The following is a 23,645-nucleotide window of genomic DNA, read 5'->3' as shown; positions in this document are numbered from 1 at the left end:
CGCTGGGGATTCCGGATCGTCGTCCGGTGGGTCCCAGCTTCAGCCGACGCGCTTTCCAAGTACGAGGATTCGGGTGCGCATGGCAATGACCCTCTCTCCGGCGCGCACCACGTGTCAAGCGGGTGGGACGGGAGTCTCAACATGTGAGCGACGGGCACGTCCGGCTCCGTGGTGGACAGCGGTGACACCACTTGTGTACACCCCCGCACCCGTCACTGCTCCTTCACCCCTGCGGCGCCAGGGTCGGCGCCGAGGCCACGACGCGGCCCTCCTGTTCTCTCGTGCCGCCCGCGAAGGCGGGTTCCGCCGGTCCGGAGGGCACCGGGAAGTGGCCGAGGGACAGGGCCCGGCGGAGGCGGTACTCGTCCAGCGGTCCGCAGAACGCGGCGCCCTGACCGTGGGTGCAGCCCATCGCACGCAGGGCGAGAACCTGCTCGGGCAGGTCCACCCCGTCGGCGACGGACTGCAGCCCCAGGTCGTCGGCGATGTGCAGCAGCCCGCGAGTGATCTTCTGCAGCCGGGTGGATTCCACGATCCCCTCGACGAGGCCACGGTCCAGCTTCAGTACGTCGACGGGGAGCCGGCGCAGGGCCGTGATGGCCGCGTGCCCACTGCCGAGGCCGTCCAGGGCGATTCTGACGCCGAGGCGGCGCAGCTGGTTCAGCCGGCGCTCCAGCTCGTCCGGCGGGCCCTTCAGCTCGGTGTCGGACAGCTCGACGACCAGGGAGCCGGAGGGCAGCCCGTGGCGGGTGAGGAGCGTCTCCAGCGAGCCCGGGGGCAGTGAGCGGTCCAGCAGACGCCTCGCGCTCATCCGGACGGACACCGGGACGTTCAGCCCGCTGGTGAGGCGGTCGGCGGCCTGCTCGACGGCCTGTTCGAGCATCCACCGGCCCAGCTCGGCGGTCTTCTCGCTGCCCTCGGAGACCCGCAGGAACTCGGCGGGCGTGAACAGCACCCCCTGGGACGAGCGCCAGCGGGCGGCGGTCGCGACCGACGAGATCCGGCCGGTCGCCAGCTCCACGACGGGCTGGTTGAGCAGCATGAACTCGCCGTCGTGCAGCGCGGCCCGCAGCCGGGTGGCCAGCTCGGCCCTGCGGACGACGTCCTGCTGCATCTGTGGCTTGTACAGCTCGACGCGGCCCTTGCCGGACGCCTTGGCCCGGTACATGGCCAGGTCGGCGTTGCGCAGCAGCTCGCCCGCGCCGAGGCCGGGCTCGGCGAAGGAGACGCCGATGGAGGCGGCGACCCGGACATCGTTGCCGTCGATGGTGTACGGCTGCGAGAGGGCGATCCGGAGCCGGTCCGCCAGCTCCACGATGTGCCGTTCCCGGGCGACGCGGTCGTGGGTGCCGTCCCCGACGATCAGTGCGGCGAACTCGTCACCGCCGAGGCGGGAGGCGGTGTCCCCCTGCCTTACGGCGTCCTGGAGTCTGCGGGCGGCCTGGACGAGCAGTTCGTCCCCGGCCTGGTGACCGATCGTGTCGTTGACGGCCTTGAAGCCGTCGAGGTCGATGAAGAGGACCGCCGTGTTGCGCAGGGCGGCACCGCGGTCGGAGGAGCGACGGCCGGAGAGCGCCTGCTGGACGCGCTTGGTGAACAGGGCCCGGTTGGGCAGGTCGGTGAGCGGGTCGTGCTCGGCGTTGTGCTGCAGCTGGGCCTGCAGGCGCACGCGCTCGGTGACGTCCCGGCTGTTGAAGATGAGGCCGCCGTGGTGGCGGTTGACCGTGGACTCCACGTTCAGCCAGCCTCCCCCGGCGCCGGCCTTGAAGCGGCACTCGATGCGGGTGGTGGGCTCCTCGGCGGGGCTGGCGGCGAGGAAGCGGCGCACCTCGTGGACGACGCAGCCGAGATCCTCGGGATGGATGATCGAGGCCAGCTCCTTGCCGACCAGGTCCTCCGCGGGGCGTCCGTAGACCCCGGCGGCGGCCGGGCTGACGTAGCGGAGGATGCCGTTCGGCGCGGCGATCATGATGACGTCGCTGGAGCCCTGCACCAGGGAGCGGAAGTGGTTCTCCTTCTGGGCCAGTTCCTGGGTGAGGGTGATGTTGTCGAGGAGCATGATGCCCTGGCGCACCACGAGGGCGAGCACGACGGTGCAGGCGGTGATGAGCACCACGCGGTCGACGCGGCGGCCGTTGAGGACGTTGTAGAGGATGCCCAGCGTGCAGACGGCGGCGGCCAGATAGGGAGTGAGCGCGGCCAGGGATCCGGCGATGGGGCGGGTGGCCGGATACCGACCGTGGCCTCCGCCCTGGAGGAGCGCGTGCGCGTGCCCTCCCTGCGGGCTGTCGTGCCGGTGCCCGGGGTGGACCTCGTGGCGGTGCCCCGGATGTACGTCGTGACGCAGGCCCGGGTGCACGTCGGGGCGCTGGCCCGGGATGTGTTCGTGCACCACGCGTGCGTGCCCGCCCTCGTCCCCCTGTCCGTGGCGCTGGCCGGCCCAGGGGGCGTAGGCGAGGAGCACGGAGCCCGCGAACCAGCCGGCGTCGAGGAGCTGGCCCGATTCGTAGCTGGTGTGCAGCAGGGGGGAGGTGAACAGGGCGTCGCACATCACGGTGAGCGCGAGGGCGCCGATCGCGGTGTTCACCGCGGAGCGATGCATCGACGAGCGGCGGAAGTGCAGCGCGAGCACCATGCTGACCAGGGCGATGTCGAGCAGCGGGTAGGCCAGCGAGAGCGCGGTGTGCGCGGTGTCGCTGTCGTCGATCTGGGCGTTCTGCGCGAGCGCGAGGCTCCAGGAGAGGGTGACCAGGGAGCCGCCGATGAGCCAGGAGTCCAGCGCGAGGCAGATCCAGCCGGCCTTGGTCACCGGCCTCTTGGCCAGCACCAGCAGACCGACGATGGCGGGGGGCGCGAAGCAGAGGAAGAACAGGTCCGCGTAGCTCGGCTCGGGCACGGGCCGCTCCAGGACGACCTCGTACCACCCCCAGACGCCGTTGCCCAGGGCGGCCATGGCGGAGGAGAGGGCGAACAGCAGCCAGGCGGGCCGGAAGCGGCTGCGGCGGCTGCGCGCGTAGCGGAAGCAGGAGACGGCGGCCGCCGCGGCGGCGGCGCTGAGCCCGAAGTCGCCCATGACGAGGGCGACTTGCTCATTGCCCCAGCCGAACGCGGCGCCGACGGCGTAGGCCGCGCAGAGCAGGGCGAGGACGATCTGGGCCCGCAGGCTCGCGCCACCGCGGTCGGGCGCCCGCCCGCCGGGCAGCGGACCGGGCAGCGGCTTGGCCGCCCGCAGCGCGGGACTCAGTGTGGGGGCGGAGGACTGGCGGGGGCTCACGGGGTCTCCCCGGTGAGCGCCACTCCCCTGCCCTGCTGGTCCCGGCGTGCGGGGTGGGTGTGCTTTCTGCGGTTGCCGTGCCCGCGGTGATGACCTTGACCGCTGTGGCCGCCGTGGCTCCCGTGCGGGTGCCTCCGCGTCGCAGCTCGCCAGGGCCGTCGTCGGCGGCTCCGCCGCGTCGGATCGTTCGTCCATAGGCCGTGCATCGCCCGTCGCCCCCCTCGCTGTCTCAAGTTCGTCCCCGGCGCCGAACGGTGCGCGGCGCAGCCCCTGTCGGGACGATACACCAGTCTCGTCACTCAGGGACATAGTTCCTCTACGCTCAGTGACCATCTCTGGCAACACGAGCACGGTCCGCTTCCGAAGGAACGCGGAGGGTGCCCGAAGTGGACTACACGTCGTCCGTCCCGCCCGTCGTAAAGACCACGTTGCGCAGAGGCTCCCGGTTCACGAATCGCCCCAACTGGTCCACCAGCAACCTTTTGGCACGCGGCAGGAAGGCCGACGTGGGGCCGCCGACGTGCGGACTGATGAGCACCCCGGGCGCGCGCCAGAGCGGGTGCCCGGGCGGCAGCGGCTCGGGGTCGGTGACGTCGAGGGCCGCGGTGATGCGCCCGGCGTCCAGTTCCGCGAGCAGCGCCTTGGTGTCGACGACGCCTCCGCGGGCAACATTCACCAAGAGGGCCCCGTTCTTCATACGGGCCAGGAAGTCGGCGTCGACCAGCTTTCTCGTCTGTTCCGTGAGAGGAGTGGACAGGATCACGACATCCGCCGTCGGCAGCAGGGAGGGCAGGTCGGTGAACGAGTGCACCGGTCCGCGCGCCGTGGTGCGCTCAGAGCGCGCGACGCGCGCCACCCGCGCCACCTCGAAGGGCACGAGCCGGTCCTCGATGGCGGCACCGATCGCGCCGTAACCGACGATCAGGACGGACCTGTCGGCGAGCGCGGGACGGAAGTCGCCCTGCCAGCGCTCCTGTTGCTGGTCACGGACGAAGTCGGGGACGCCGCGCAGCGAGGCGAGGGTCAGGGTGAGCGCGAGTTCGGCCGTGCTGGCCTCGTGCACCCCGCGCGCGTTGCAGAGCTGGACCCCGGGCGGGAGCACGGACATCCGGGCCAGGACGTCGTCGACACCCGCCGTGAGCGTCTGGACGACCCGCAGATGGCGCATGGACTCCAGCGGGTTCACGCTCCTCGGACGGCGCTTCATGTAGGGCACCACGTACAGGACGCAGTCCGCGGGGTCGCCCGGGAACGGCTCCGTGCCGTCGTCGCCCCCGTCCCAGAAAAGGTAGCGGGGACCCTTGGGGAGCCCCTCGATCTCGTCCGGCGGGATGGAGAGCCACACATCGCCGGTCACGCCCGCGGTCGGGTCGCCAGTCGCGTCAGCAGTCATGCTCCGGAGGCTATGTCAGGTACCCGGTACGGCAGAGGTTAGGTTGGGGGTTCGGGAGAGGGAGGGTCACGACCAGGTGGAGCGCAGGACGATCGGCGCGGCGACGCTCGAGGTGGGGGCCGTAGGACTCGGGTGCATGCCGATGAGCTGGGCGTACACCGGGTCGCGCCAACGGGGCGACGAGTCGATGCGGACGGTGCACCGGGCGCTCGACCTCGGCACCACACTGCTGGACACCGCCGACATGTACGGCCCCTTCACCAACGAGCTGCTGGTGGGCCGGGTGCTGAGGGAACGCCGTGCGGAGGCCTTCGTCTCCACCAAGGTGGGTCTGCTGGTGGGTGAGCAGCACATCGTGGCCAACGGACGCCCCGGCTATGTGAGGCGTGCCTGCGACGCCTCGTTGCGCCGGCTCCAGACCGACGTCATCGATCTCTACCAGCTCCACCGGGCGGACCCCGAGGTTCCCGTGGAGGAGACGTGGGGTGCCATGGCGGAACTCGTGCAGGCCGGGAAGGTCAGGGCGTTGGGTCTGTGCGCGGTGGGCGCGCGGGCGGGGCGCCGGCCGGGCGCGGGCGTGTACGACACCACGCTCCGCCAGCTCCGGCGGGTCCAGCAGATCTTCCCGGTGAGCGCCGTGCAGGCGGAGCTGTCGGTCTGGTCGCGGGAGGCACTGGACTCCCTTCTTCCGTGGTGCGTGGCCCGTGGCATCGGCTTCCTCGCCGCCATGCCCCTGGGGAACGGTTTCCTCACGGGCACCCTGACGCCCGGCGGGGGCTTCGAGCGCGACGACCTCCGCGCCCGTCATCCCCGTTTCACCGCGGACATGATGGCCGCCAACCAGCCGCTGGTCGTCGGCCTGCGCCGCGTCGCGGCCCGCCACGGGGCGGAGGTGACCCCGGCCCAGGTCGCCCTCGCCTGGATCCTGTCCCTCGGCCCGCACGTGGTGCCGGTGCCGGGCACCAAGCAGGCCCGGTGGGCCACGGAGAACGCGGCCGCCCACGCCCTGCGCCTCACGGCCGCGGATCTGGCGGAGGTGGCGGCCCTTCCTCCGGCCCGGGGATCCTGGGACTGAGGGGACGCGGCGGCCCGTGTGCCGGGCGGTGCACCGCGGTGCCCGGCGCGGCGCGGCGTGCGAAATATCTGCTTGATCGGGCGGAGGCGGAACCTGTGGGGCACTCGCGGTGTAAGACAGGTAGAAGCTCCACGCCGAAGGGACCGTGATGGTGCAACGTCGAGTGATGACGGCCGCGTTGGCCGCAGCCGTTCTCCTGGTGACGACCGGCTGCTCCTCCGACGACGGGGAGAAGAAGGACACGGCCGGCAGCTCACCCCCGAGCAGCAGCAGTGCCGAGTCGCCTCCGCCCGAGCGGGCGGCGGACACGGCGCCCCCCGCCAAGGGCTCGGTGAAGGTGGTGCGCACCGTCACCGAGGACCTCGACACCCCCTGGGGCCTCGCGCCCCTGCCCGAGGGCGGGCTCCTCGTGTCCTCCCGCGACGATGCCACGATCAGCAGGATCGACGAGGAGTCGGGCGAGAAGACCGTGCTCGGGGAGGTCCCCGGCGTGGCCCCGGCCGGCGAGGGCGGCCTCCTGGGCCTCGCGGTCTCCCCGGAGTACGCCTCGGACCACATGATCTACGCGTACTTCACCTCGGCGTCCGACAACAGGATCGTGCGGATGCTGTACGACCCCGAGAAGCCGGCGGGCGAGCAGCTCGGCGCCCCCGACACCATCCTCCGGGGCATCCCCAAGGGCACGAACCACAACGGCGGCCGTCTCGCCTTCGGCCCGGACCAGATGCTGTACGCGAGCACCGGCGAGCGGTACGAGGGCCCCCTGGCCCAGGACAAGGACTCCCTCGGCGGCAAGATCCTCCGCATGACCCCGGAGGGCCTGCCGGCCCCGGGCAACCCCTTCGACGACTCGGTCGTGTACTCGTACGGCCATCGCAACGTCCAGGGCCTGGCGTGGGACGCCAAGCAGCGCCTGTGGGCCTCGGAGTTCGGCCAGAACACCTGGGACGAGCTGAACCAGATCCGGCCGGGCGGGAACTACGGCTGGCCGGAGGTGGAGGGCAAGGGCGGCAAGTCCGGTTACGTCGACCCGGTGGCCGTGTGGCGTACGGACGAGGCCTCCCCGAGCGGTATCGCCATAGCGGAGGGCTCGGTCTGGATGGCGGGGCTGAAGGGCCGGCGGCTGTGGCGCGTCCCCCTCGACGGCACGAAGACGGCCGCCGCCCCCCAGGCGTTCCTGGAGGGCGACCACGGACGCCTCCGCACGGTCGTCTCCGCCGGTGGTGACAGGCTGTGGCTGGTGACCAGTGAGACGGACGGCCGGGGATCCCCGCAGGACGGCGACGACAAGATCCTGGAGCTGCGGGTGAAGTGACCCGCCGCCTACTCCTCGTCCTCCCGGTCCGTCCCGGCCTCCTCCTCGACCGGCTCGGGCGGGCGTACGACGACCTTCCCGGACGCGAGGTCTATCGGTCCGCGTCCCGGGTCGTTGTCCCCGACGTCCTCGCGGGTCAGTGCCAGCCGGTTCTCCTCGTCCCGCGTGTGCTTGCGGCCAGGTGCGAAGAGTTCCTCGAAGGCGTTGAACACGGTGCTCCCTCCCCCGGGGGCCGCGAGGCGGCGGGCGGTCGGTCCCTGTCGTGCGACGGAGCCTCGGCGGTCCTGCCTTCCATCATCCCGCTGCCAGCCGTTCCCCGGACCCCGCCGGGGACAACCCCACCCGATGGGCCACCGCCGCCGCCTCGCCACGGCCCGAGACGCCCAGCTTGGCGAGGATGTTGGAGACGTGGACGCTGGCCGTCTTCGGGGAGATGAAGAGTTCCTCGGCGATCTGGCGGTTGGTGCGGCCGACGGCCACCAGGCACAGGACGTCGTGTTCACGCCCGGTGAGGCCGAGCGCGGTGACGGGGTCGGCGGGGGCCAGAGCCGGTTCGGGGGCGCGGCTCAGGGTGAGGCGGGCGCGGCGGGCGAGGAGGGCGACCTCGTCGCCGAGCGGGCGGGCGCCGAGGTGGTCGGCGACGGCGGCGGCCAGCCGCAGCAGCTCCGTCGCGCGGTCCCGGGCCTCGTCGTCCGCGCCGTGGGCCAGCAGCGCCTCGGCGAGACGGTGCCGGACGCGGGCGAGGTCGTAGGGCCGCTCCAGGGGCTCGAAGGCGGTGACGACGTCGGACCACGTGTCGGGATCCGTCAGACCCTCGGCGCGCTGGAGTTCGGCGCGGACCCAGTGGTCGTGGGCGTGCCAGAGCGGTGCGCCGGTGGTGAGCTTCCTGACCACGGTGAGGATCCGGTCGAGTGTCTCGGCGCGGCCGGGTCCGGCGGCCGGCAGGGCGCGGGCATCGGCCTCGGCGGTGGCGGCGGTGAGCAGCAGGGGCCAGGCGTAGCGCTGGGTGCCGACGGGGAAGCCGGTGTCGAGGACGCGGGCCAGTTCGGCGCGGGCCTCCGGGAGGCGGCCTTCGGCGACGGCGATGCCGAGGGTGAGGCTGGACAGCGGCAGGTTGTTCTGGGGCATGGGGTTGTGTGTGCCGAAGTAGCTGTGGGCGGCGGCCAGTTGGCGCCGGGCTTCGACGGTGTCGCCGCGGGCGAGGGCGAGGGCGGCGAGGGAGAGGGCGCTGCCGCCGCGGCTCTTGGTGCTGTTCCCGGCGCATCCGGCCTGCACGGCGGCTTCCGTGGCCTCGTCCCACTGGCCGAGGGAGAACAGCGATTCGGAGAGGTTGCCCCAGATCCATGCCTCGGAGTCCCGCAGGCCCATGCGCCGGGTGACGTCGAGGCCGGAGCGCAACAGGTGCGCGGCCTCCTGTGAGCGGCCGACGCCTTCCAGACAGGACGGGAGGTTCACATGGGCGCGGCCCACGACGGCGGCGGGACCGCGTTCGAGCGAGCGCTGGAGGACGGCCTTCATCTCGTCGATGCCGGTCTCGACGTGACCGGCGTCGGCCATCAGGCCGCCGAGGGTGAGGCGGGCGTTGAGTTCGATGTCCTCGGCGCCGACCATGCGGGCGTAGTCGACGGCGCGCTGGGCGTCGGAGAGCGCCTCGGGTCCCGGGGCGTGGAGCATGGACCAGCAGGCGACGCGGGAGAGGACCTCGGCGTGCACCTCGGACGGGGGCTGGCCGCGGACCAGTTCCTGGGCGGTGGCGAGTTCCTTCCAGCCGTCGCCCCGGGCCAGGCCCTCGGTCAGCATGGAGCGCTGCACCCAGAACCAGGCGGCCCGCAGGGGGTTGTCCGTGTCCGCCAGCCGGTCGAGTGCCCGCCGGGTGATCCTCAGGGCCCGCTCACGCTCTCCGCACAGCCGTCCGGCGACGGCGGCCTCGGCCATCAGGTCGAGGTAGCGCAGGGGGTGGGTGCCCGGGGCGCAGCCGCAGGGCGGGTAGACCTCGGTGTGGTCGACGGGGCGCAGTGCGGCCCGTACGGCGTCGGGGGCGGCGTCCCACAGCTCCATCGCCCGTTCCAGCAGGCGCAGTTGCTCGGCGTGGGCGTGCCGGGAGCGGGCCTCGGCCGCGGCGTCGAGGACGGCGGGCAGGGCCTTGGCGGCGTCGTGGGCGTGGTACCAGTAGCTGGCCAGGCGGGTGGCGCGGCCGTCGGCGGGGACGAGCGCGGGGTCGGCTTCCAGGGCCTCGGCGTAGCGGCGGTTGAGGCGGGAGCGTTCGCCGGGCAGCAGGTCGTCGCTGACGGCCTCGCGGACCAGGGAGTGCCGGAAGCGGTAGCCGTCGTCGCCGGGGGCGGCGAGCAGGATGTTGGCGCCGACGGCGGCCCGCAGGGCTTCGATGAGTTCGTCCTCGGGGAGCCGGGCGACGGCCGCGAGCAGGGCGTACTCCACCGTGGAGCCGCCCTCGGCCACGATGCGGGCGATCCGCTGGGCCTCCTCGGGGAGGCGTTCGACGCGGACGAGGAGGAGGTCGCGCAGGGTGTCGGTGAGGCCGGGGCAGCCGCCGCCGTCGTGGGCGGCCGCGGCGAGTTCCTCGACGAAGAAGGCGTTGCCGTCGGAGCGTTCGAAGATCTCGTCGGCGCGGTCCGGGTCGGGTTCGGCGGCGAGGATGCCGGCGAGCTGGTGGCCGACCTCGGCGCGGTTGAAGCGGGGCAGTTCGATGCGGCGGACCGTGCGCAGGCGGTCGAGTTCGGCGAGGAGGGGGCGCAGCGGGTGGCGTCGGTGGATGTCGTCCGAGCGATAGGTGGCGAGGACGACGAGGCGGCCGGTGCGCAGGGTGCGCAGGAGGTAGGAGAGGAGGTGCCGGGTGGAGGCGTCGGCCCAGTGCAGGTCCTCCAGGACGAGCACGATCGTGCGGTCGGCGGCGAGGCGTTCCAGGAGGCGGGCGGTGAGTTCGAAGAGGCGGGCGGTGCCTTCCTCGTCGTGCCGTGTGCGCGGGGTCTCGCCCAACTCTGGGAGCAGCCGGGCCAGTTCCTGCTCCTGTCCGGCGGCAGCGGCGGCGAGTTCGTCGGGCAGCCGGCGGCGCAGGGCGCGCAGCGCGGTGGAGAAGGGGGCGAAGGGCAGTCCGTCGGCGCCGATCTCGACGCAGCCGCCGGGCGCGACGACCGCGCCCCCGCGCGCGGCCTCGGCGGCGAACTCCTCGACCAGGCGGGTCTTGCCCACCCCGGCCTCACCGCCGAGCAGCAGCGCCTGCGGCCCGCCCCCGTCACCCCCGTCTCCCCCGCTCACCGCCGCGCGCGCGGCGCCTTCCCCGGCGCGGGTCAATGCCTCGCGCAACACCTCCAGTTCGTCGGCGCGACCGACGAACACGGGACTGACGGACCTGGTCTCCACATCGCCGAGCATCGCACGACCCTCGGACCCTCCGGCACCGATTATCCGCAGGCCCCCGAGAGCCGGACGGCGGTCGTCCGCCGCCCGTCCGGCTTGTGGGCTCCTGCGCCCGGTGGCCGCGCCTCCGTCGGCGTTCCCGCCCTCGCGGCGCTGCTGCCCGCTCACGCGGCGCGCGGGAAGCGGAGCCGGCGTATCCGTTCTCCGAGTACCGGCCGTTCGGCGTCCGTGTCCCCCTCCCCGGAGGCGGACCTCGCCGCCGTCCCGGAGTCGTGTGCGGCCTCGCGGCGGGCGCGGCGGGCCTCGCGTACCTGGCGGTAGTGCTCCGCCTCGCGGATCATCTCCGCGGACCGGATCTGCTGGAGTTCGTACTCGAACATCTCGTACCCCTGGTGAAGAGTCGGTGTGGGCTCGCTTGCTGCGATGCCTCAACCTTCGTCTCCCAGGCGGGGTGGCCACATCGGGAGAGTTCCGCATCTTGAACGCGCGAGGGGCCTTAGGTCCGTCGTAGGGATGCCTACGACGGACCTAAGGCCCCTCAGAAGCCGGCCTGGCGGAGCGGGCGTCAGGTGCTCGGCAGCGCCAGCAGCAGGTCGGTGTACTTCAGGGCGGCGAGCACCAGCCCGATGACGCCGACCGAGACGCCGGCCCAGGCCACCGACTTGATCCACGGTGCCTGTACCTGGTCGGGGTCACCGAACGCGGGCCGCACCAGCACGACCACGCCGACGAGCAGCCCGAACAGCGCGAAGATGCCGCCCCACAGCGCGGAGGCCTGCCAGGCGTCGCCGTAGACCGCCTGGAGCTGTGTGGCGACGTCGGCGTTCGTCGCGGCCTGCATCTCCAGCTGGCCCGCGATCCCCTCGCGCGCGGAGGCGACCGTGCCGACCCAGCCGCCGGTCAGCGACACCAGGCCCAGCACCACGGACACGATGCCGGCGGCACCCTGTCCCACACCCGGCGTCCTGGCGACGGCCGGCGGGAACTCGTCCTCGAACTCCGCGGCCTCCTCGGAGCCGTCGGCCCCGGCCGTGTCGCCGGTGTCCGTCGCGGCGGTGTGGTCCGCCTGCTTCGCCGCGTCGTCCTTGGTGACGTCGGCCTTCACCGACTCGTCGTCGTTCCTGGCCTCGGCGCCCGTGTCGGCACCGGTCTCGTCAGTTGTTGTGGTTCCCATACCTCGCACCGTACGAATGTTGTCTGAGAGGTCTCTTAATGATCGCTGTGAGCGCCGCGATCACGTGCCCCGCGCCATTCGGGCGCCAGGACGGACCATATCTCCACGTCGTGGCGGACACCTCGATGGGGATACCGCTCCCGCTGCACACCGTCCCTGACCATGCCGAGCCGCCGTGCCACGTTCAGGCTCGGAGTGTTGCCGGAGGACGCGATCCACTCGACGCGGTGGATCGCGCGGACGTCGACGGCCCAGTCGATGAGGATCCGCATCGCGCGGGTGACGAGCCCCCGTCCGGTGCCCGCGGGCTCCAGCCAGCAGCCGACCTCGCAGTTGGCGTTCGCCGCGTCGAAGTTGAGGAACAGCACCCCGCCGACGAGCGTGCCGTCGAGCCAGATGCCGTGCAGGGAGCCGGTGTCGGCGGCGCGCATGTCGGCGTACCGCTGGAGGACGGCACGCGCGCCGTCGGTGTCCGTGGCGCTCTGGCCGAAGGGGACGTAGGTGTTGATGAAGTCCCGCCCCCGCTCCAGGTGCGTGAGGAACTCCTCGGCGTGCCAGGGTTCCAGGGGCCGCAGTTCGGCCCCGTCGTCACCCAGGGATATCGCGTACATCCGGCTGTCGCTCCTTCGCCCGTACGTCCGTCGCGTCGGCGTCCCCCGCCAGTACGTCCGCCGCCTCGGCGTCCGTCGCGGCGGCCAGCCTCTCATGGGCGGCGCGGGACTCGGGCGGCTCGATGCTGATGCGGGGCATGCGCCGGTCGAGCCAGCGGGGCAGCCACCAGTTGGCGCCGCCGAGCAGGTGCATGAGGGCGGGGACGAGGAGCGTGCGCAGGACGAAGGCGTCCAGGGCGACGGCGGCGGCGAGCGCGATGCCGAACATCGCGATCACGCGGTCGCCGCTGAGGACGAAGGCGAGGAAGACGGAGATCATGATGACCGCCGCGGAGTTGATCACCCGGCTGGTCTCGGCGAGGCCGACCCGCACCGCGCGCCGGTTGTCGCCGGTCTCCAGCCACTCCTCGTACATCCGGCTGACCAGGAACACCTGGTAGTCCATGGAGAGCCCGAAGAGGACCGAGACCATGATCACGGGGAGGAAGGGCTCGATCGGCCCGGCGCGGCCGAGGCCCAGCAGTTCGCTCCCCCAGCCCCACTGGAAGATCGCGACGACCACACCGAAGGCGGCGGCGACGGCGGCGACGTTCATCGCGGCGGCCTTGAGCGGTATCCCGAGGGACCGGAAGGCGAGCAGGAGCAGCAGACAGCCGAGGCCGATGACGGCGCCCACGAACAGGGGCAGCTTGCCGACGATGACGTCCGCGAAGTCGTCGTATCCGGCGGTCACCCCGCCGACGTGCAGATCGAGCGTGGTGCCGGTCTCGGCCCTCGGCAGCACCTCGTCGCGCAGCCGTTCGACGAGGTCGCTGGTCTTCGCCGACTGCGGGGAGGACGCCGGTACGACGGTGAGGTACGCGGTGTCGCCGCCGGTGTTGTACGTCACCGCGGTCACCGCGGAGACGCCCTCGGTGGTCCTGAGCGTGGTGTCGAGGTTGTCGAGCGCGAGCTTGTCGGCCGCGCCGTCGACCTCGGTGACGAGGGTGAGCGGTCCGTTCACGCCCGGGCCGAAGCCGTCGGCCAGGAGGTCGTAGGCCTGGCGGGTGGTCGTCGCCGCCGGGTCGTTGCCCTGGTCGGAGGTGCCGAGGCGCAGTCCGAGCGTGGGCAGGGCGAGCAGGGTCATGACGACGAGGGCGATCGCGCCGAGCTTCTTGGGGTGCCGCTCCACGAAGGCGGACCAGCGGGCGGCGAAGCCGGTGGGCAGCTCGGGTTCGGGGCCGTGCTCGGCGAGGCGGCGGCGCTCGCGGCGGCTGAGCGCGCGCATGCCGATGAACGACAGCAGGGCCGGCAGCAGCGTCACGGAGGCGGCGACGGTGAGGACGACGGTGAGGGAGGCGGCGATCGCCACGCCGTTGAGGAAGCCGAGCCGCAGGATCAGCATGCCCAGCAGTGCTATGCAGACGGTGGCGCCCGCGAAGACGACGGCCCGCCCGGTGGTCGCGACCGCGTTCCGCGCGGCCTCCTCGACGGACAGGCCACGTTTCAGCCCCCGGCGGTGCCGGGTCACGATGAACAGCGCGTAGTCGATGCCGACGCCGAGGCCGATCAGGGTGCCCAGCATGGGCGCGAAGTCGGCCACCGTCATGGCGTGCCCGAGCAGCGTGATCCCCGCGTAGGCGGTGCCCACACCGACCAGGGCGGTCGCGATCGGCAGCAGGCTGGCGGCGAGCGAGCCGAACGCCAGGAAGAGGACCACGGCGGCGACGAGTACACCGACGATCTCGGCGAGATGTCCGCCGGAGGCCTCGGTGAGGCCGATCGAGGTGCCGCCCAGTTCCACCTGGAGCCCGGCCCCCTCGGCGCCCTTCGCGGTGTCGACGACGGCCTCGGCCTGCGCCTCGGTCACGTCCTCGGCCGGCCGGTCGAAGGTGACGGTGGCGTACGCCGTACGGCCGTCCTCGCTGATCCGGCCGCCGTCGGCGCCGTCGTACGGGTCGGTGACGCCGGCGACGCCCGGCAGGCCGGCGATCGTGTCGAGGGTCTTCGTCATGGTCTGCTCGACAGCGGCGGCCCGCACGCTCGCGGTGCCGTCGCTCGTGTGCCAGACGACGGCGGCACTGTCGCCGCCGACGCCCGGGAAGCCCTCGCTCAGGAGTTCGGTGGCGCGGCTGGACTCGGTTCCGGGGGTCTTGTAGTCGTTGGAGTACGCGGCTCCCGCCACGGCGGCTCCGGCGGCCGTGCCCGCGAAGGCGAGAAGCCACAGCAGGACGGCGACAAGGCGGTGCCGGACACACCAGCGTGCAAGAGCGGCCACGGATCGTTCTCCTGAGGGGGGAGACTGAGCAATTCCTGGCAACTGTTGCACCACAATGTGATCGTTTGGCCCCTTTGAGGGTCTCCTCACATGGGATGGGAGCCACCTCACAGGACAGATCGCGGCACTCTGTCACCCCGGGTCACCGCCGTGCGCACGCCTGAGGGCGGCCCATCGCAGTGATGTGCCGCCCTCAGGGATACGCGGGGAGCCGGGGGTCCGTTCACCCCTCGGCCCAGCCCTCGGCCCAGCCCTCGACTCAGCCTTCGGAGACGCCCAGCTTCTCCAGGATCAGCTCCTTGACGCGGGCCGCGTCCGCCTGGCCGCGGGTGGCCTTCATGACCGCGCCGACCAGGGCTCCGGCCGCGGCGACCTTGCCGCCGCGGATCTTGTCGGCGATGCCCGGGTTGCCGGCGATGGCCTCCTCGACGGCCGTCGTCAGGGCGCCCTCGTCGGAGACGACCTTCAGACCGCGCTTGTCGACGACCTCGTCGGGGGTGCCCTCGCCCGCGAGGACGCCCTCGATGACCTGGCGGGCGAGCTTGTCGTTCAGATCGCCCTTCGTGACCAGCTCGGTGACGCGGGCGACCTGCTCCGGCGTGATGGCCAGCTCGTCCAGCGCCGTGCCGGACTCGTTGGCGCTGCGGGCCAGCTCGCCCATCCACCACTTGCGGGCCGAGGCGGCATCCGCCCCGGCGTCGATGGTGGCGACGATGAGGTCCAGCGCGCCGGCGTTGAGGATCGCCTGCATCTCGGTGCCCGAGATGCCCCACTCCGCGAGGAGCCGGCTGCGGCGCACCAGCGGCAGCTCGGGCAGCGCGGCCCGGATCTCCTCGACCCACTCGCGCGAGGGGGCGACCGGAACGAGGTCCGGCTCGGGGAAGTACCGGTAGTCCTCGGCCTCCTCCTTCACACGGCCCGAGGTCGTGGACCCCGTGTCCTCGTGGAAGTGCCGGGTCTCCTGGATGATCGTCCCGCCGCCGTTCAGGACGGCGGCGTGCCGCTGGATCTCGAAGCGGGCGGCGCGCTCGACGCTGCGCAGCGAGTTCACGTTCTTCGTCTCGGAGCGCGTGCCGAACTTCTCGCGGCCGTGCGGGCGCAGCGACAGGTTCACGTCGCAGCGCATCTGGCCCATCTCCATACGGGCCTCCGAGACGCCGAGCGCCTTGATGACCTCGCGCAGCTCACGCACGTACGCCTTGGCGACCTCGGGAGCGCGCTCGCCGGCGCCCTCGATCGGCTTGGTGACGATCTCGATGAGCGGGATGCCCGCGCGGTTGTAGTCGAGCAGCGAGTGCGAGGCGCCGTGGATACGGCCGGTCGCACCACCGACGTGCGTCGACTTGCCGGTGTCCTCCTCCATGTGGGCGCGCTCGATCTCCACGCGGAAGGTCTCGCCGTCCTCCAGCTGTACGTCGAGGTAGCCGTTGAAGGCGATCGGCTCGTCGTACTGGGAGGTCTGGAAGTTCTTCGGCATGTCCGGATAGAAGTAGTTCTTCCGGGCGAAGCGGCACCACTCGGCGATCTCGCAGTTCAGCGCGAGACCGATCTTGATCGCCGACTCGACGCCGATCGCGTTGACGACCGGGAGCGCGCCGGGCAGGCCGAGGCAGGTGGGGCAGGTCTGCGTGTTGGCGTCCTGGCCGAGTTCGGTGGAACAGCCGCAGAACATCTTCGTCTTGGTGCCGAGTTCGACATGGACCTCAAGGCCCATGACGGGGTCGTACGACGCCAGCGCGTCCTCGTACGACACCAGGTCGGTCGTGGTGGTCACGGTCTTGGTTCCCTCTCAGCCCAGCAGGACGTCGTCGTCGCCCAGCCGCTTCAGTTCGCGGTACAGGATGGCGAGACCGGTGACGATGCCGACGGCGGCCACGGACGCGTCGATCAGCCGGAGCGTGTCCTGCTCGACGCGGGCCTTCTTGATCCGCTTGGCGATGCCCCACGCGCCGAAGGCGGTGGTGGCGATGGACACGTACGTACCGGACTTGGACTTCTGGAAGTCCTTGGCCTTGGACAGTGCGTTGCTCACAGCGACGGAGCCTCCTCGAGAAGCGGGTGCCCCCACTTTTCCACGAAGGCGGCCTCGACGGCGGCGCCGACCTTGTAAAGACGGTCGTCCTTCAGCGCCGGGGCGATGATCTGCAGTCCGACCGGGAGACCGTCCTCCGGCGCGAGGCCGCAGGGCAGGGACATCGCGGAGTTGCCCGCGAGGTTGGTCGGGATGGTGCAGAGGTCCGCCAGGTACATCGCCATCGGGTCGTCGGCGCGCTCGCCGATCGGGAAGGCGGTGGTGGGCGTGGTCGGCGAGACGATGACGTCGACCTGCTCGAACGACTTCTCGAAGTCCCGCGTGATGAGCGTACGGACCTTCTGGGCGCTGCCGTAGTACGCGTCGTAGTAGCCGGAGCTGAGCGCGTACGTGCCGAGCATGATGCGGCGCTTCACCTCGGGGCCGAAGCCCGCCTCACGGGTGAGGGAGGTGACCGTCTCGGCGGAGTTCGTACCGTCGTCGCCGGTCCGCAGGCCGTAGCGCAGTCCGTCGAAGCGGGCGAGGTTGCTCGAACACTCGCTCGGCGCGATCAGGTAGTACGCGGCCAGCGCCAGGTCGAACGACGGGCAGTCCAGCTCGACGATCTCGGCGCCCAGCTCCTTCAGCAGCTCGACGGACTCGTCGAAGCGCTGGACGACGCCGGCCTGGTAGCCCTCGCCGCGGAACTGCTTGACGACACCCACGCGCATCCCGGCGACGCTGCCGTTGCGGGCGGCCTCGACGACCGGGGGGACCGGGGCGTCGATGGAGGTGGAGTCGAGCGGGTCGTGACCGGCGATGACCTCGTGCAGGAGCGCCGCGTCCAGGACCGTACGGGCGCAGGGGCCGCCCTGGTCGAGGGAGGAGGAGAAGGCGACCATGCCGTAGCGGGAGACCGCGCCGTACGTCGGCTTCACGCCGACCGTGCCGGTGACGGCGGCCGGCTGGCGGATGGAGCCGCCGGTGTCGGTGCCGATGGCGAGGGGGGCCTGGTAGGAGGCGAGGGAGGCGGAGGAACCGCCGCCGGAGCCGCCGGGGATGCGGGTGAGGTCCCAGGGGTTGCCGGTCGGGCCGTACGCGCTGTTCTCCGTCGAGGACCCCATGGCGAACTCGTCCATGTTGGTCTTGCCGAGGATGACGACGTCGGCGTCCTTGAGCCGCTTGGTGAGCGTGGCGTCGTACGGCGGGATCCAGCCCTCCAGGATCTTCGAACCGACGGTGGTCGGAATTCCGACCGTCGTGAAGATGTCCTTGAGCGCGAGCGGGACGCCGGCGAGCGGGCCGAGCTTCTCGCCCCTGGCCTTCTTCTCGTCGACGGCGCGGGCCTGGGCGAGGGCGCCCTCGCGGTCGACGTGCAGGAAGGCGTGCACCTTCTCGTCGACGGCCTCGATCCGGGCCAGGTGGGCCTCGGTGACCTGCACGGCGGTGAGTTCGCCGGAGGCGATCTTCGCGGCGATCTGGGCTGCGGTGAGCTTGATGATGCTGTCGGTCATGACGTGATCAGTCCTCCCCCAGGATCTGCGGCACCTTGAAACGCTGCTGCTCCTGGGCCGGGGCGGCGGAAAGCGCCTGCTCGGGGGTGAGCGACGGACGGACCTCGTCCGCGCGCATGACGTTCGTCAGCGGCAGCGGGTGCGAGGTCGGTGGTACATCTTGGTCGGCGACCTCGCTGACGCGGGCGACCGCGCCGATGATGTCGTCCAGCTGACCCGCGAAGTGTTCGAGCTCTTCGGGCTTCAGCTCCAGACGCGCCAGCCGGGCGAGGTGGGCGACCTCCTCGCGCGTAATGCCAGGCATGCAGCGATCCTCTGGGGTGAGTGTGTGTGGTTTGGCGCCAATCCTAGGGGGCGCGGGGGGTTGGCTGCGCCGCTGGGCCGGGGCGCCTCATCGCTCGGCGGTACCTGTGCGTCGGCGAGTGCGGGTGAGTGGGGCTTCTCGCGCAGTTCCCCGCGCCCCTAAAAGACCAGGCCCTGCGGGCCTGGAAGACCGCGCGGGGCTGCGGGTCTGGAAGCGACAGGGCTGGGGGCCGCCTGGAGAGTGACGAGCCCGGATGGATGGCGGACGGCGCTGTGCGATGCGCGGCGACGGGGTTGCGGGATTGGATGGTGACGGGCCTGCGCGCTGCGTGGCGACCAGGCGGCGGGATGCGTGGCGACGGGCCCTCGGTATCAAGGGCGGCGGGACGGCGGGATCAAGGGCAGAGGGGGCTGCGGGAGGAAAGGCACGGGGCGTAGCGCCGGGGAACTGCGCGAGCAACCCCCACCGGAGCCGCACCCGCCGACGCACCCGAACCCCCGAGCTATGAGGCGCCCCCCGCCCGCCCCCTCGTCACTCCTCCGCCGTAGCCGCCGGCAGCGCCGCGGGCGGGCGCCGCTGCCAGCCCCGCGAACCCCGCGCCCGCAACCACGCGGTCGCCTCCTCCGCCGGCATCGCGGCGGCGACCAGCCACCCCTGGACCGCGTCGCACCCGAGGTCCCGCAGCCGCTCCCACGTCTCGTCGTCCTCGACGCCCTCCGCGACGACGAGCAGCCCCAGCGAATGCGCGAGATCGACCGTGCAGCGCACGATCGCCGCGTCCTCGCTGTCGATCGCCAGCCGGGCCACGAACGACCGGTCGATCTTCAGCTCGCTCACCGGCAGCCGCCGCAGATGCACCAGCGACGAATACCCCGTCCCGAAGTCGTCCAGCGACATCTTCACCCCGTGCCCGGTCAGCCCGGCGAGGGTGTCCGCGGCCCGCTGCGGGTCTTCGAGCAGCACATGTTCCGTGATCTCCAGCTGCAACGCCCCGGCGGGAACCCCGTGGCGGGCGAGCCGCGCGGCCACCGCGCCGGCGAAGCCGGGGGTGTGGACGTCGCGCGGGGACACGTTCACCGCCACCGGCACGTGCAGCCCCTGCGCCCGCCACCGCGCCACCTGCCCGAGCGCGGTCTCCAGGACGTACTCCGTCAGGTGCGGCATCAGTCCGGAGGACTCGGCGATCGCTATGAACTCGTCCGGCGGCACCTTCCCCCGTTCGGGGTGCACCCACCGCACCAACGCCTCCAGGCCGGCGACCTGCCCGTCGAAGCGGACCTTCGGCTGGTAGTGCAGTTCGACCTCGTGCGCGTCGAGCGCGCGCCGCAGGTCACCCAGCAGACCGAGCCGGTCGGGGGTGTTGGAGTCCCGCTTGGACTCGTAGACCTCCACGCCCGTACGGTCGCGCTTCGCCTGGTACATCGCCACGTCCGCCCGCCGCAGCAGCCCCTCCGCGTCGAGCGCGTGGTCGGGGAAGACGGCGAGCCCGGCACTGGCCTCCAGGACGAGGGTGAGCCCGTCGAGGTCGAGCGGCGAGCCGAGCGCGGCGACGAGGTTGCGGGCGACCCGCGACGCGGACGTCGTGGAGTCGGCGACCGGGAGCAGGACGGCGAACTCGTCACCGCCCAGCCGCGCGGCCTCCGCTCCGCGCGGCAGGGCGACCCGCAGCCGATCCGCTATCTGCAACAGCAACCGGTCGCCCGCGAGATGGCCGAGCGTGTCGTTGACGGACCTGAAGCGGTCGAGGTCGATCAGCAGCAGCGCCGACCGCGCCCCGATGCGTTCGGCGTCGTCCAGCGCGGTCCAGGTCCGCTCCAGCAGCCACTGCCGGTTCGGCAGGCCGGTGAGCGGGTCGCGCAGTTGTTCCTCCGCACGGGCGCGGGCTATCCACAGGGTGGAGTCGAGCGCGATGAGGGGGATGGCGAAGAGCGGCAGCAGCAGGGGCTGGGCCATGGCGACGACGCAGACCAGCGGCGCGATCCCGAGCAGGGCGACGGCGACGAGCCCCTGTCTGACCAGGGCCGTACGGGCGACGGTGGGCAGTCCGCCGCGCGGTGCGGCCAGATGCCACAGCAGCACCCGGCTGACCACGAGATAGGCGACGGCGACCAGGGCCACCTGCGGGGCCGAGTAGAGATTCCAGCTGTCCGGGTCCCAGGGCCGCTCCACCGAGGGGACGCGGCCGAAGACCCGCAGGACGAGCGCGGCGGCACCGATGCCGAGGATGTCGACCGCGCCGTGCAGGACGCCCTGGCGCCAGCGGCCCCGGCGGGCGACGCCGACGAGCACGACGACGGTGAGGCTGACCATCCCGGCGGCCACCCAGCCGTACAGCAGCAGGACGGCGAGGGTGAGGGCGGCGCCGGAGCCGGTGCCGCCCCACCAGCGCGCGCGGCCCATGGCGACGAGATGGCCGACGATGATGCCGGTCAGGAGGGCGAGGGACCAGCCGACCGTGCCGGCCGGGAAGAGCGCGTGCGGTCCGACGAAGGCCCGGTAGAAGCCGGCGCCGAGGATGGCACCGGCGAGGCCCACGATCACGGCGGGCAGCGCGGGCCAGGACAGGTGCCGATCGGCGTCGTGGCCGGGCAGTTCGTGTCCGCGGCCCTCGCCGAGCGCGCCGGTGACGACGGGCGCCCCGGCCATGGCGGCCGCGGTGCCGGAGCCGAGCTGGGCCGGGCCGGGTACGAGAGGGCGGGGTGCGCTCGCGCTCGCACGGCCCGGCGACGTTGCCGTACCGGTCCCGGACTCCGCCGCCTGCCCGGGTGCGCCCTCCCGGCTTTCCTCGAACGGGCGTCCTCCCATGAGCAGGGAGCGTCCCCGTCGCCAGGCCCCGGACACCCGGCGCAGGCGCAGCCGCGAGTCCGGGGCGACGCTCTCGGTCGGTTCCATTCCCGTCCCTCTCACAGCCGGCGGTGCCCACGCCACGCGGCCCGTCGCTCTTCTCACGACCTCGACGGCACCGCGTCCGGCAACCCACCACGCGTCCGGGCACGGCAGGCGCACACCTCAACAGTAGGCCGCACAAGGCTTCCACGGGCGGCGGTCGCCGGCGGTTGCCCGAATGCGACCGGCCACCCGTATGCATCTGGTATGCGCCGAACGGGTGGCCTTCAACCCCTACTCCTCGATCGGGAGCGCGACTTCCGCCGCCGCGTCCGGTCCCTGTTCGAGCAGGACGGCGAAGCCGTCCTCGTCCAGGACGGGCACCTTGAGCTGCATCGCCTTGTCGTGCTTGGAGCCCGGATTCTCGCCCACCACGACGAAGGAGGTCTTCTTGGACACCGAGCCGGTCACCTTGGCGCCCCGGCTCTGCAGCGCCTCCTTCGCGCCGTCCCGCGTGTGGTGTTCGAGTGTGCCGGTCACCACGACCGTCAGCCCTTCGAGGGGCCTGGGTCCCTCGTCCTCACCGGCGCCCTTGTCCTCCAGCGGGACACCGGCCGCCTTCCACTTACGGATGATCTCCCGGTGCCATTCTTCGGCGAACCACTCCTCCAGGGCCTTCGCGACGATGGCGCCCACGCCGTCGACCGCCGTGAGTTCCTCCTGCGTGGCCTGCTCGATCCGGTCGATCGAGCGGAACTCGCGGGCGAGGGCCTGGGCGGCGACCGGTCCTACGTGACGGATGGAGAGCCCGTTGAGGAAGCGGGCGAGCGGACGGCTCTTGGCCTCCTCGATCTTCTGGAGCAGGGCGAGGGTGTTCTTCTTCGGCCCGCCCTCCTTGTTGGCGAAGACCGTGACGACCTTCGGCTCGCCCGTCCCGGGATCGTGCTTGGGCAGACCGCTGTCCGCGTCCAGGACGTACGCCTTGATGGGAAGCAGCTTCTCCACGGTGAGGTCGAAGAGGTCGCCCTCGTCGACCAGGGGCGGGTCGGCCGGCTCCAGGGGCCGGGTGAGCGCGGCGGCGGCGACCCCGCCGAAGTGCTCGATGTCCAGGCACTCCCGGCCCGCCAGATACGCGACGCGCTCCCGCAACTGGGCCGGACAGCTACGGGCGTTGGGGCACCGCAGATCGATGTCCCCCTCCTTCATCGCACGCAGCGGGGTCCCGCACTCCGGGCACTCGGTCGGCATCACGAACGGGCGCGTCTCGTTGTCGTCGCGCAGGTCCACGACCGGGCCGAGGATCTCGGGGATGACGTCGCCGGCCTTGCGGATGACGACCGTGTCCCCGATGAGGACGTTCTTGGCCTTGACGACCTCCTGGTTGTGCAGGGTGGCGAACTCGACCTCCGAGCCGGCCACGGTCACCGGCTCGACCTGGGCGTACGGCGTGACCCGACCGGTGCGGCCGACACCCACCTTGATGTCGATGAGCTTGGTGTTGACCTCCTCCGGCGCGTACTTGTACGCGATGGCCCAGCGGGGTGCGCGCGCCGTCGACCCGAGACGTCCCTGCAGCCGGATCTCGTCGAGCTTGACGACCGCGCCGTCGATCTCGTGCGCCACGGAATGACGGTGCTCGCCGTAGTGGGCGATGAACTCCCGTACGCCGTCGAGGTCGTCGACCACCCGGTTGTGCTCGGCGGTGGGCAGGCCCCAGGACTTGAGGAGGTCGTAGGCCTGGGAGAGGCGGGTGAAGCCGCCGTCGAACCCCTCCAGGGCGCCGATGCCGTGGACCACCATGTGCAGGGGCAGGGTGGCCGTGACCTTGGGGTCCTTCTGGCGCAGCGAACCCGAGGCGGAGTTGCGGGGGTTGGCGTACGGCTTCTCGCCGGCCGCGACCCGGCGTTCGTTGAGGCCCTGGAAGGCTTCCATCGGGAAGTAGACCTCGCCGCGGATCTCGACGAGCCGGGGGACGTGGTCGCCCTTCAGCCGGTGCGGGATCTCGGCGATCGTCATGACGTTGGGCGTGATGTCCTCGCCGACCTCGCCGGTGCCGCGGGTGGCGGCCCGGGTCAGTCGGCCGTCCTCGTACGTCAGGTTCACCGCGAGGCCGTCGATCTTCAGCTCGCACAGCAGGTGGTAGTCGGTGGTGCCGACGTCCTTGGCCACGCGCTCGGCCCAGGCGGCGAGGCCCTCGTCGTCGAAGACGTTGTCGAGGGAGAGCATGCGCTCGCGGTGCTCGACCTCGGCGAGATCGGTCTTGTACTCGGCGGCGACCTTCTGCGTCGGTGAGTCCGGAGTGCGCAGTTCGCCGTACTCGTCCTCCAACGCCTCCAGGGTGCGCAGGAGTTCGTCGAACTCCGCGTCGCTGATGACGGGAGCGTCCTGCCCGTAGTAGCGGGCGCGGTGCGCCTCGATCTCCTCGGCGAGCCGCGCGTGCTTCTCGCGTGCCTCGGGGGGCACCGTCGCCTCGGCGGGTACCGATGTGGGCTGTGCGTCCTGGTCGCCGGCCACCG

15 protein-coding genes and 1 pseudogene are annotated in these 23,645 nt (G+C 72.1%); 2 read left to right on the top strand and 14 right to left on the bottom strand.

From position 1 onward, the window contains the following. Positions 1-114: 114 nt before the first annotated feature. Both H4687_RS32675 and H4687_RS32670 read right to left on the bottom strand, forming a co-directional pair. A pseudogene (locus tag H4687_RS32675) lies at positions 115-3,469 on the bottom strand (EAL domain-containing protein). Positions 3,470-3,665: 196 nt separating this feature from the next. Next, entirely contained in the window at positions 3,666-4,667 is a 1,002-nt protein-coding gene (locus tag H4687_RS32670; protein ID WP_179860007.1) for a 2-hydroxyacid dehydrogenase, read from the bottom strand. A gap of 76 nt (positions 4,668-4,743) precedes the next feature. Between H4687_RS32670 and H4687_RS32665 the strand changes: the two genes are divergently transcribed. Beyond that, positions 4,744-5,742, top strand: coding sequence for an aldo/keto reductase (locus tag H4687_RS32665; RefSeq protein ID WP_046914527.1), 999 nt, complete (start codon positions 4,744-4,746; stop codon positions 5,740-5,742). Positions 5,743-5,908: 166 nt separating this feature from the next. Next, the gene (locus H4687_RS32660; RefSeq protein ID WP_046914526.1) at positions 5,909-7,057 is read left to right on the top strand and encodes a PQQ-dependent sugar dehydrogenase; all 1,149 of its coding nucleotides are present in this window, start codon (positions 5,909-5,911) and stop codon (positions 7,055-7,057) included. Between the two features lie 8 nt (positions 7,058-7,065). On the opposite strand, the gene H4687_RS48170 is transcribed toward H4687_RS32660, so the two are convergent. The 12 genes from H4687_RS48170 to ligA form a co-directional block, all read right to left on the bottom strand. After that, entirely contained in the window at positions 7,066-7,269 is a 204-nt protein-coding gene (locus tag H4687_RS48170) for a DUF6191 domain-containing protein (RefSeq protein WP_046914525.1), read from the bottom strand. A gap of 82 nt (positions 7,270-7,351) precedes the next feature. Then, positions 7,352-10,447, bottom strand: a complete 3,096-nt coding sequence (locus tag H4687_RS32650) for a helix-turn-helix transcriptional regulator (RefSeq protein WP_050398687.1) — start codon at positions 10,445-10,447, stop codon at positions 7,352-7,354. A gap of 149 nt (positions 10,448-10,596) precedes the next feature. Next, positions 10,597-10,812 (bottom strand): hypothetical protein, encoded by a 216-nt coding sequence (locus tag H4687_RS32645; protein WP_046917228.1) that lies wholly within the window; start codon positions 10,810-10,812, stop codon positions 10,597-10,599. 185 nt (positions 10,813-10,997) lie between these two features. Beyond that, positions 10,998-11,606 (bottom strand): hypothetical protein, encoded by a 609-nt coding sequence (locus H4687_RS32640; RefSeq protein WP_046917229.1) that lies wholly within the window; start codon positions 11,604-11,606, stop codon positions 10,998-11,000. Between the two features lie 35 nt (positions 11,607-11,641). After that, a complete protein-coding gene (locus H4687_RS32635; protein WP_046917230.1) occupies positions 11,642-12,217 on the bottom strand; it encodes a GNAT family N-acetyltransferase in 576 nt (191 codons plus the stop codon). Beyond that, on the bottom strand, positions 12,195-14,474 hold the full coding sequence (locus tag H4687_RS32630; RefSeq protein ID WP_046917231.1) for an MMPL family transporter: 2,280 nt from the start codon (positions 14,472-14,474) through the stop codon (positions 12,195-12,197). Before H4687_RS32630 ends, H4687_RS32635 begins: the two co-directional genes overlap by 23 nt. A 259-nt stretch (positions 14,475-14,733) precedes the next feature. Next, a complete protein-coding gene (gatB, locus tag H4687_RS32625; RefSeq protein WP_046917232.1) occupies positions 14,734-16,248 on the bottom strand; it encodes an Asp-tRNA(Asn)/Glu-tRNA(Gln) amidotransferase subunit GatB in 1,515 nt (504 codons plus the stop codon). A 15-nt stretch (positions 16,249-16,263) separates the two neighbouring features. Then, positions 16,264-16,506, bottom strand: a complete 243-nt coding sequence (locus tag H4687_RS32620) for a hypothetical protein (RefSeq protein ID WP_005479998.1) — start codon at positions 16,504-16,506, stop codon at positions 16,264-16,266. Beyond that, positions 16,503-17,999, bottom strand: coding sequence for an Asp-tRNA(Asn)/Glu-tRNA(Gln) amidotransferase subunit GatA (gene gatA, locus H4687_RS32615; protein WP_005479999.1), 1,497 nt, complete (start codon positions 17,997-17,999; stop codon positions 16,503-16,505). The genes H4687_RS32620 and gatA overlap by 4 nt, the downstream gene beginning before the upstream one ends. A 7-nt stretch (positions 18,000-18,006) precedes the next feature. Next, on the bottom strand, positions 18,007-18,303 hold the full coding sequence (gene gatC / locus H4687_RS32610; protein WP_005480000.1) for an Asp-tRNA(Asn)/Glu-tRNA(Gln) amidotransferase subunit GatC: 297 nt from the start codon (positions 18,301-18,303) through the stop codon (positions 18,007-18,009). A gap of 531 nt (positions 18,304-18,834) precedes the next feature. Beyond that, positions 18,835-21,195, bottom strand: a complete 2,361-nt coding sequence (locus H4687_RS32605; protein ID WP_050398686.1) for a bifunctional diguanylate cyclase/phosphodiesterase — start codon at positions 21,193-21,195, stop codon at positions 18,835-18,837. A gap of 228 nt (positions 21,196-21,423) precedes the next feature. Beyond that, a complete protein-coding gene (gene ligA / locus H4687_RS32600; protein ID WP_046920365.1) occupies positions 21,424-23,643 on the bottom strand; it encodes an NAD-dependent DNA ligase LigA in 2,220 nt (739 codons plus the stop codon). Between the last annotated feature and the right edge of the window lie 2 nt (positions 23,644-23,645).

Source organism: Streptomyces stelliscabiei, from assembly GCF_014873495.1.
Lineage (GTDB): Bacteria > Actinomycetota > Actinomycetes > Streptomycetales > Streptomycetaceae > Streptomyces > Streptomyces bottropensis.
This window is presented reverse-complemented; position numbering and strand designations above follow the sequence as displayed.

Coding starts and splice junctions, on each gene's coding strand:
- H4687_RS32635 (WP_046917230.1), bottom strand. CDS start 12,217: ATGTACGCGATATCCCTGGGTGACGACGGGGCCGAACTGCGGCCCCTG.
- H4687_RS32605 (WP_050398686.1), bottom strand. CDS start 21,195: ATGGAACCGACCGAGAGCGTCGCCCCGGACTCGCGGCTGCGCCTGCGC.
- H4687_RS32650 (WP_050398687.1), bottom strand. CDS start 10,447: ATGCTCGGCGATGTGGAGACCAGGTCCGTCAGTCCCGTGTTCGTCGGT.
- H4687_RS32670 (WP_179860007.1), bottom strand. CDS start 4,667: ATGACTGCTGACGCGACTGGCGACCCGACCGCGGGCGTGACCGGCGAT.
- H4687_RS32645 (WP_046917228.1), bottom strand. CDS start 10,812: ATGTTCGAGTACGAACTCCAGCAGATCCGGTCCGCGGAGATGATCCGC.
- H4687_RS32660 (WP_046914526.1), top strand. CDS start 5,909: ATGACGGCCGCGTTGGCCGCAGCCGTTCTCCTGGTGACGACCGGCTGC.
- gatA (WP_005479999.1), bottom strand. CDS start 17,999: ATGACCGACAGCATCATCAAGCTCACCGCAGCCCAGATCGCCGCGAAG.
- H4687_RS32640 (WP_046917229.1), bottom strand. CDS start 11,606: ATGGGAACCACAACAACTGACGAGACCGGTGCCGACACGGGCGCCGAG.
- gatC (WP_005480000.1), bottom strand. CDS start 18,303: ATGCCTGGCATTACGCGCGAGGAGGTCGCCCACCTCGCCCGGCTGGCG.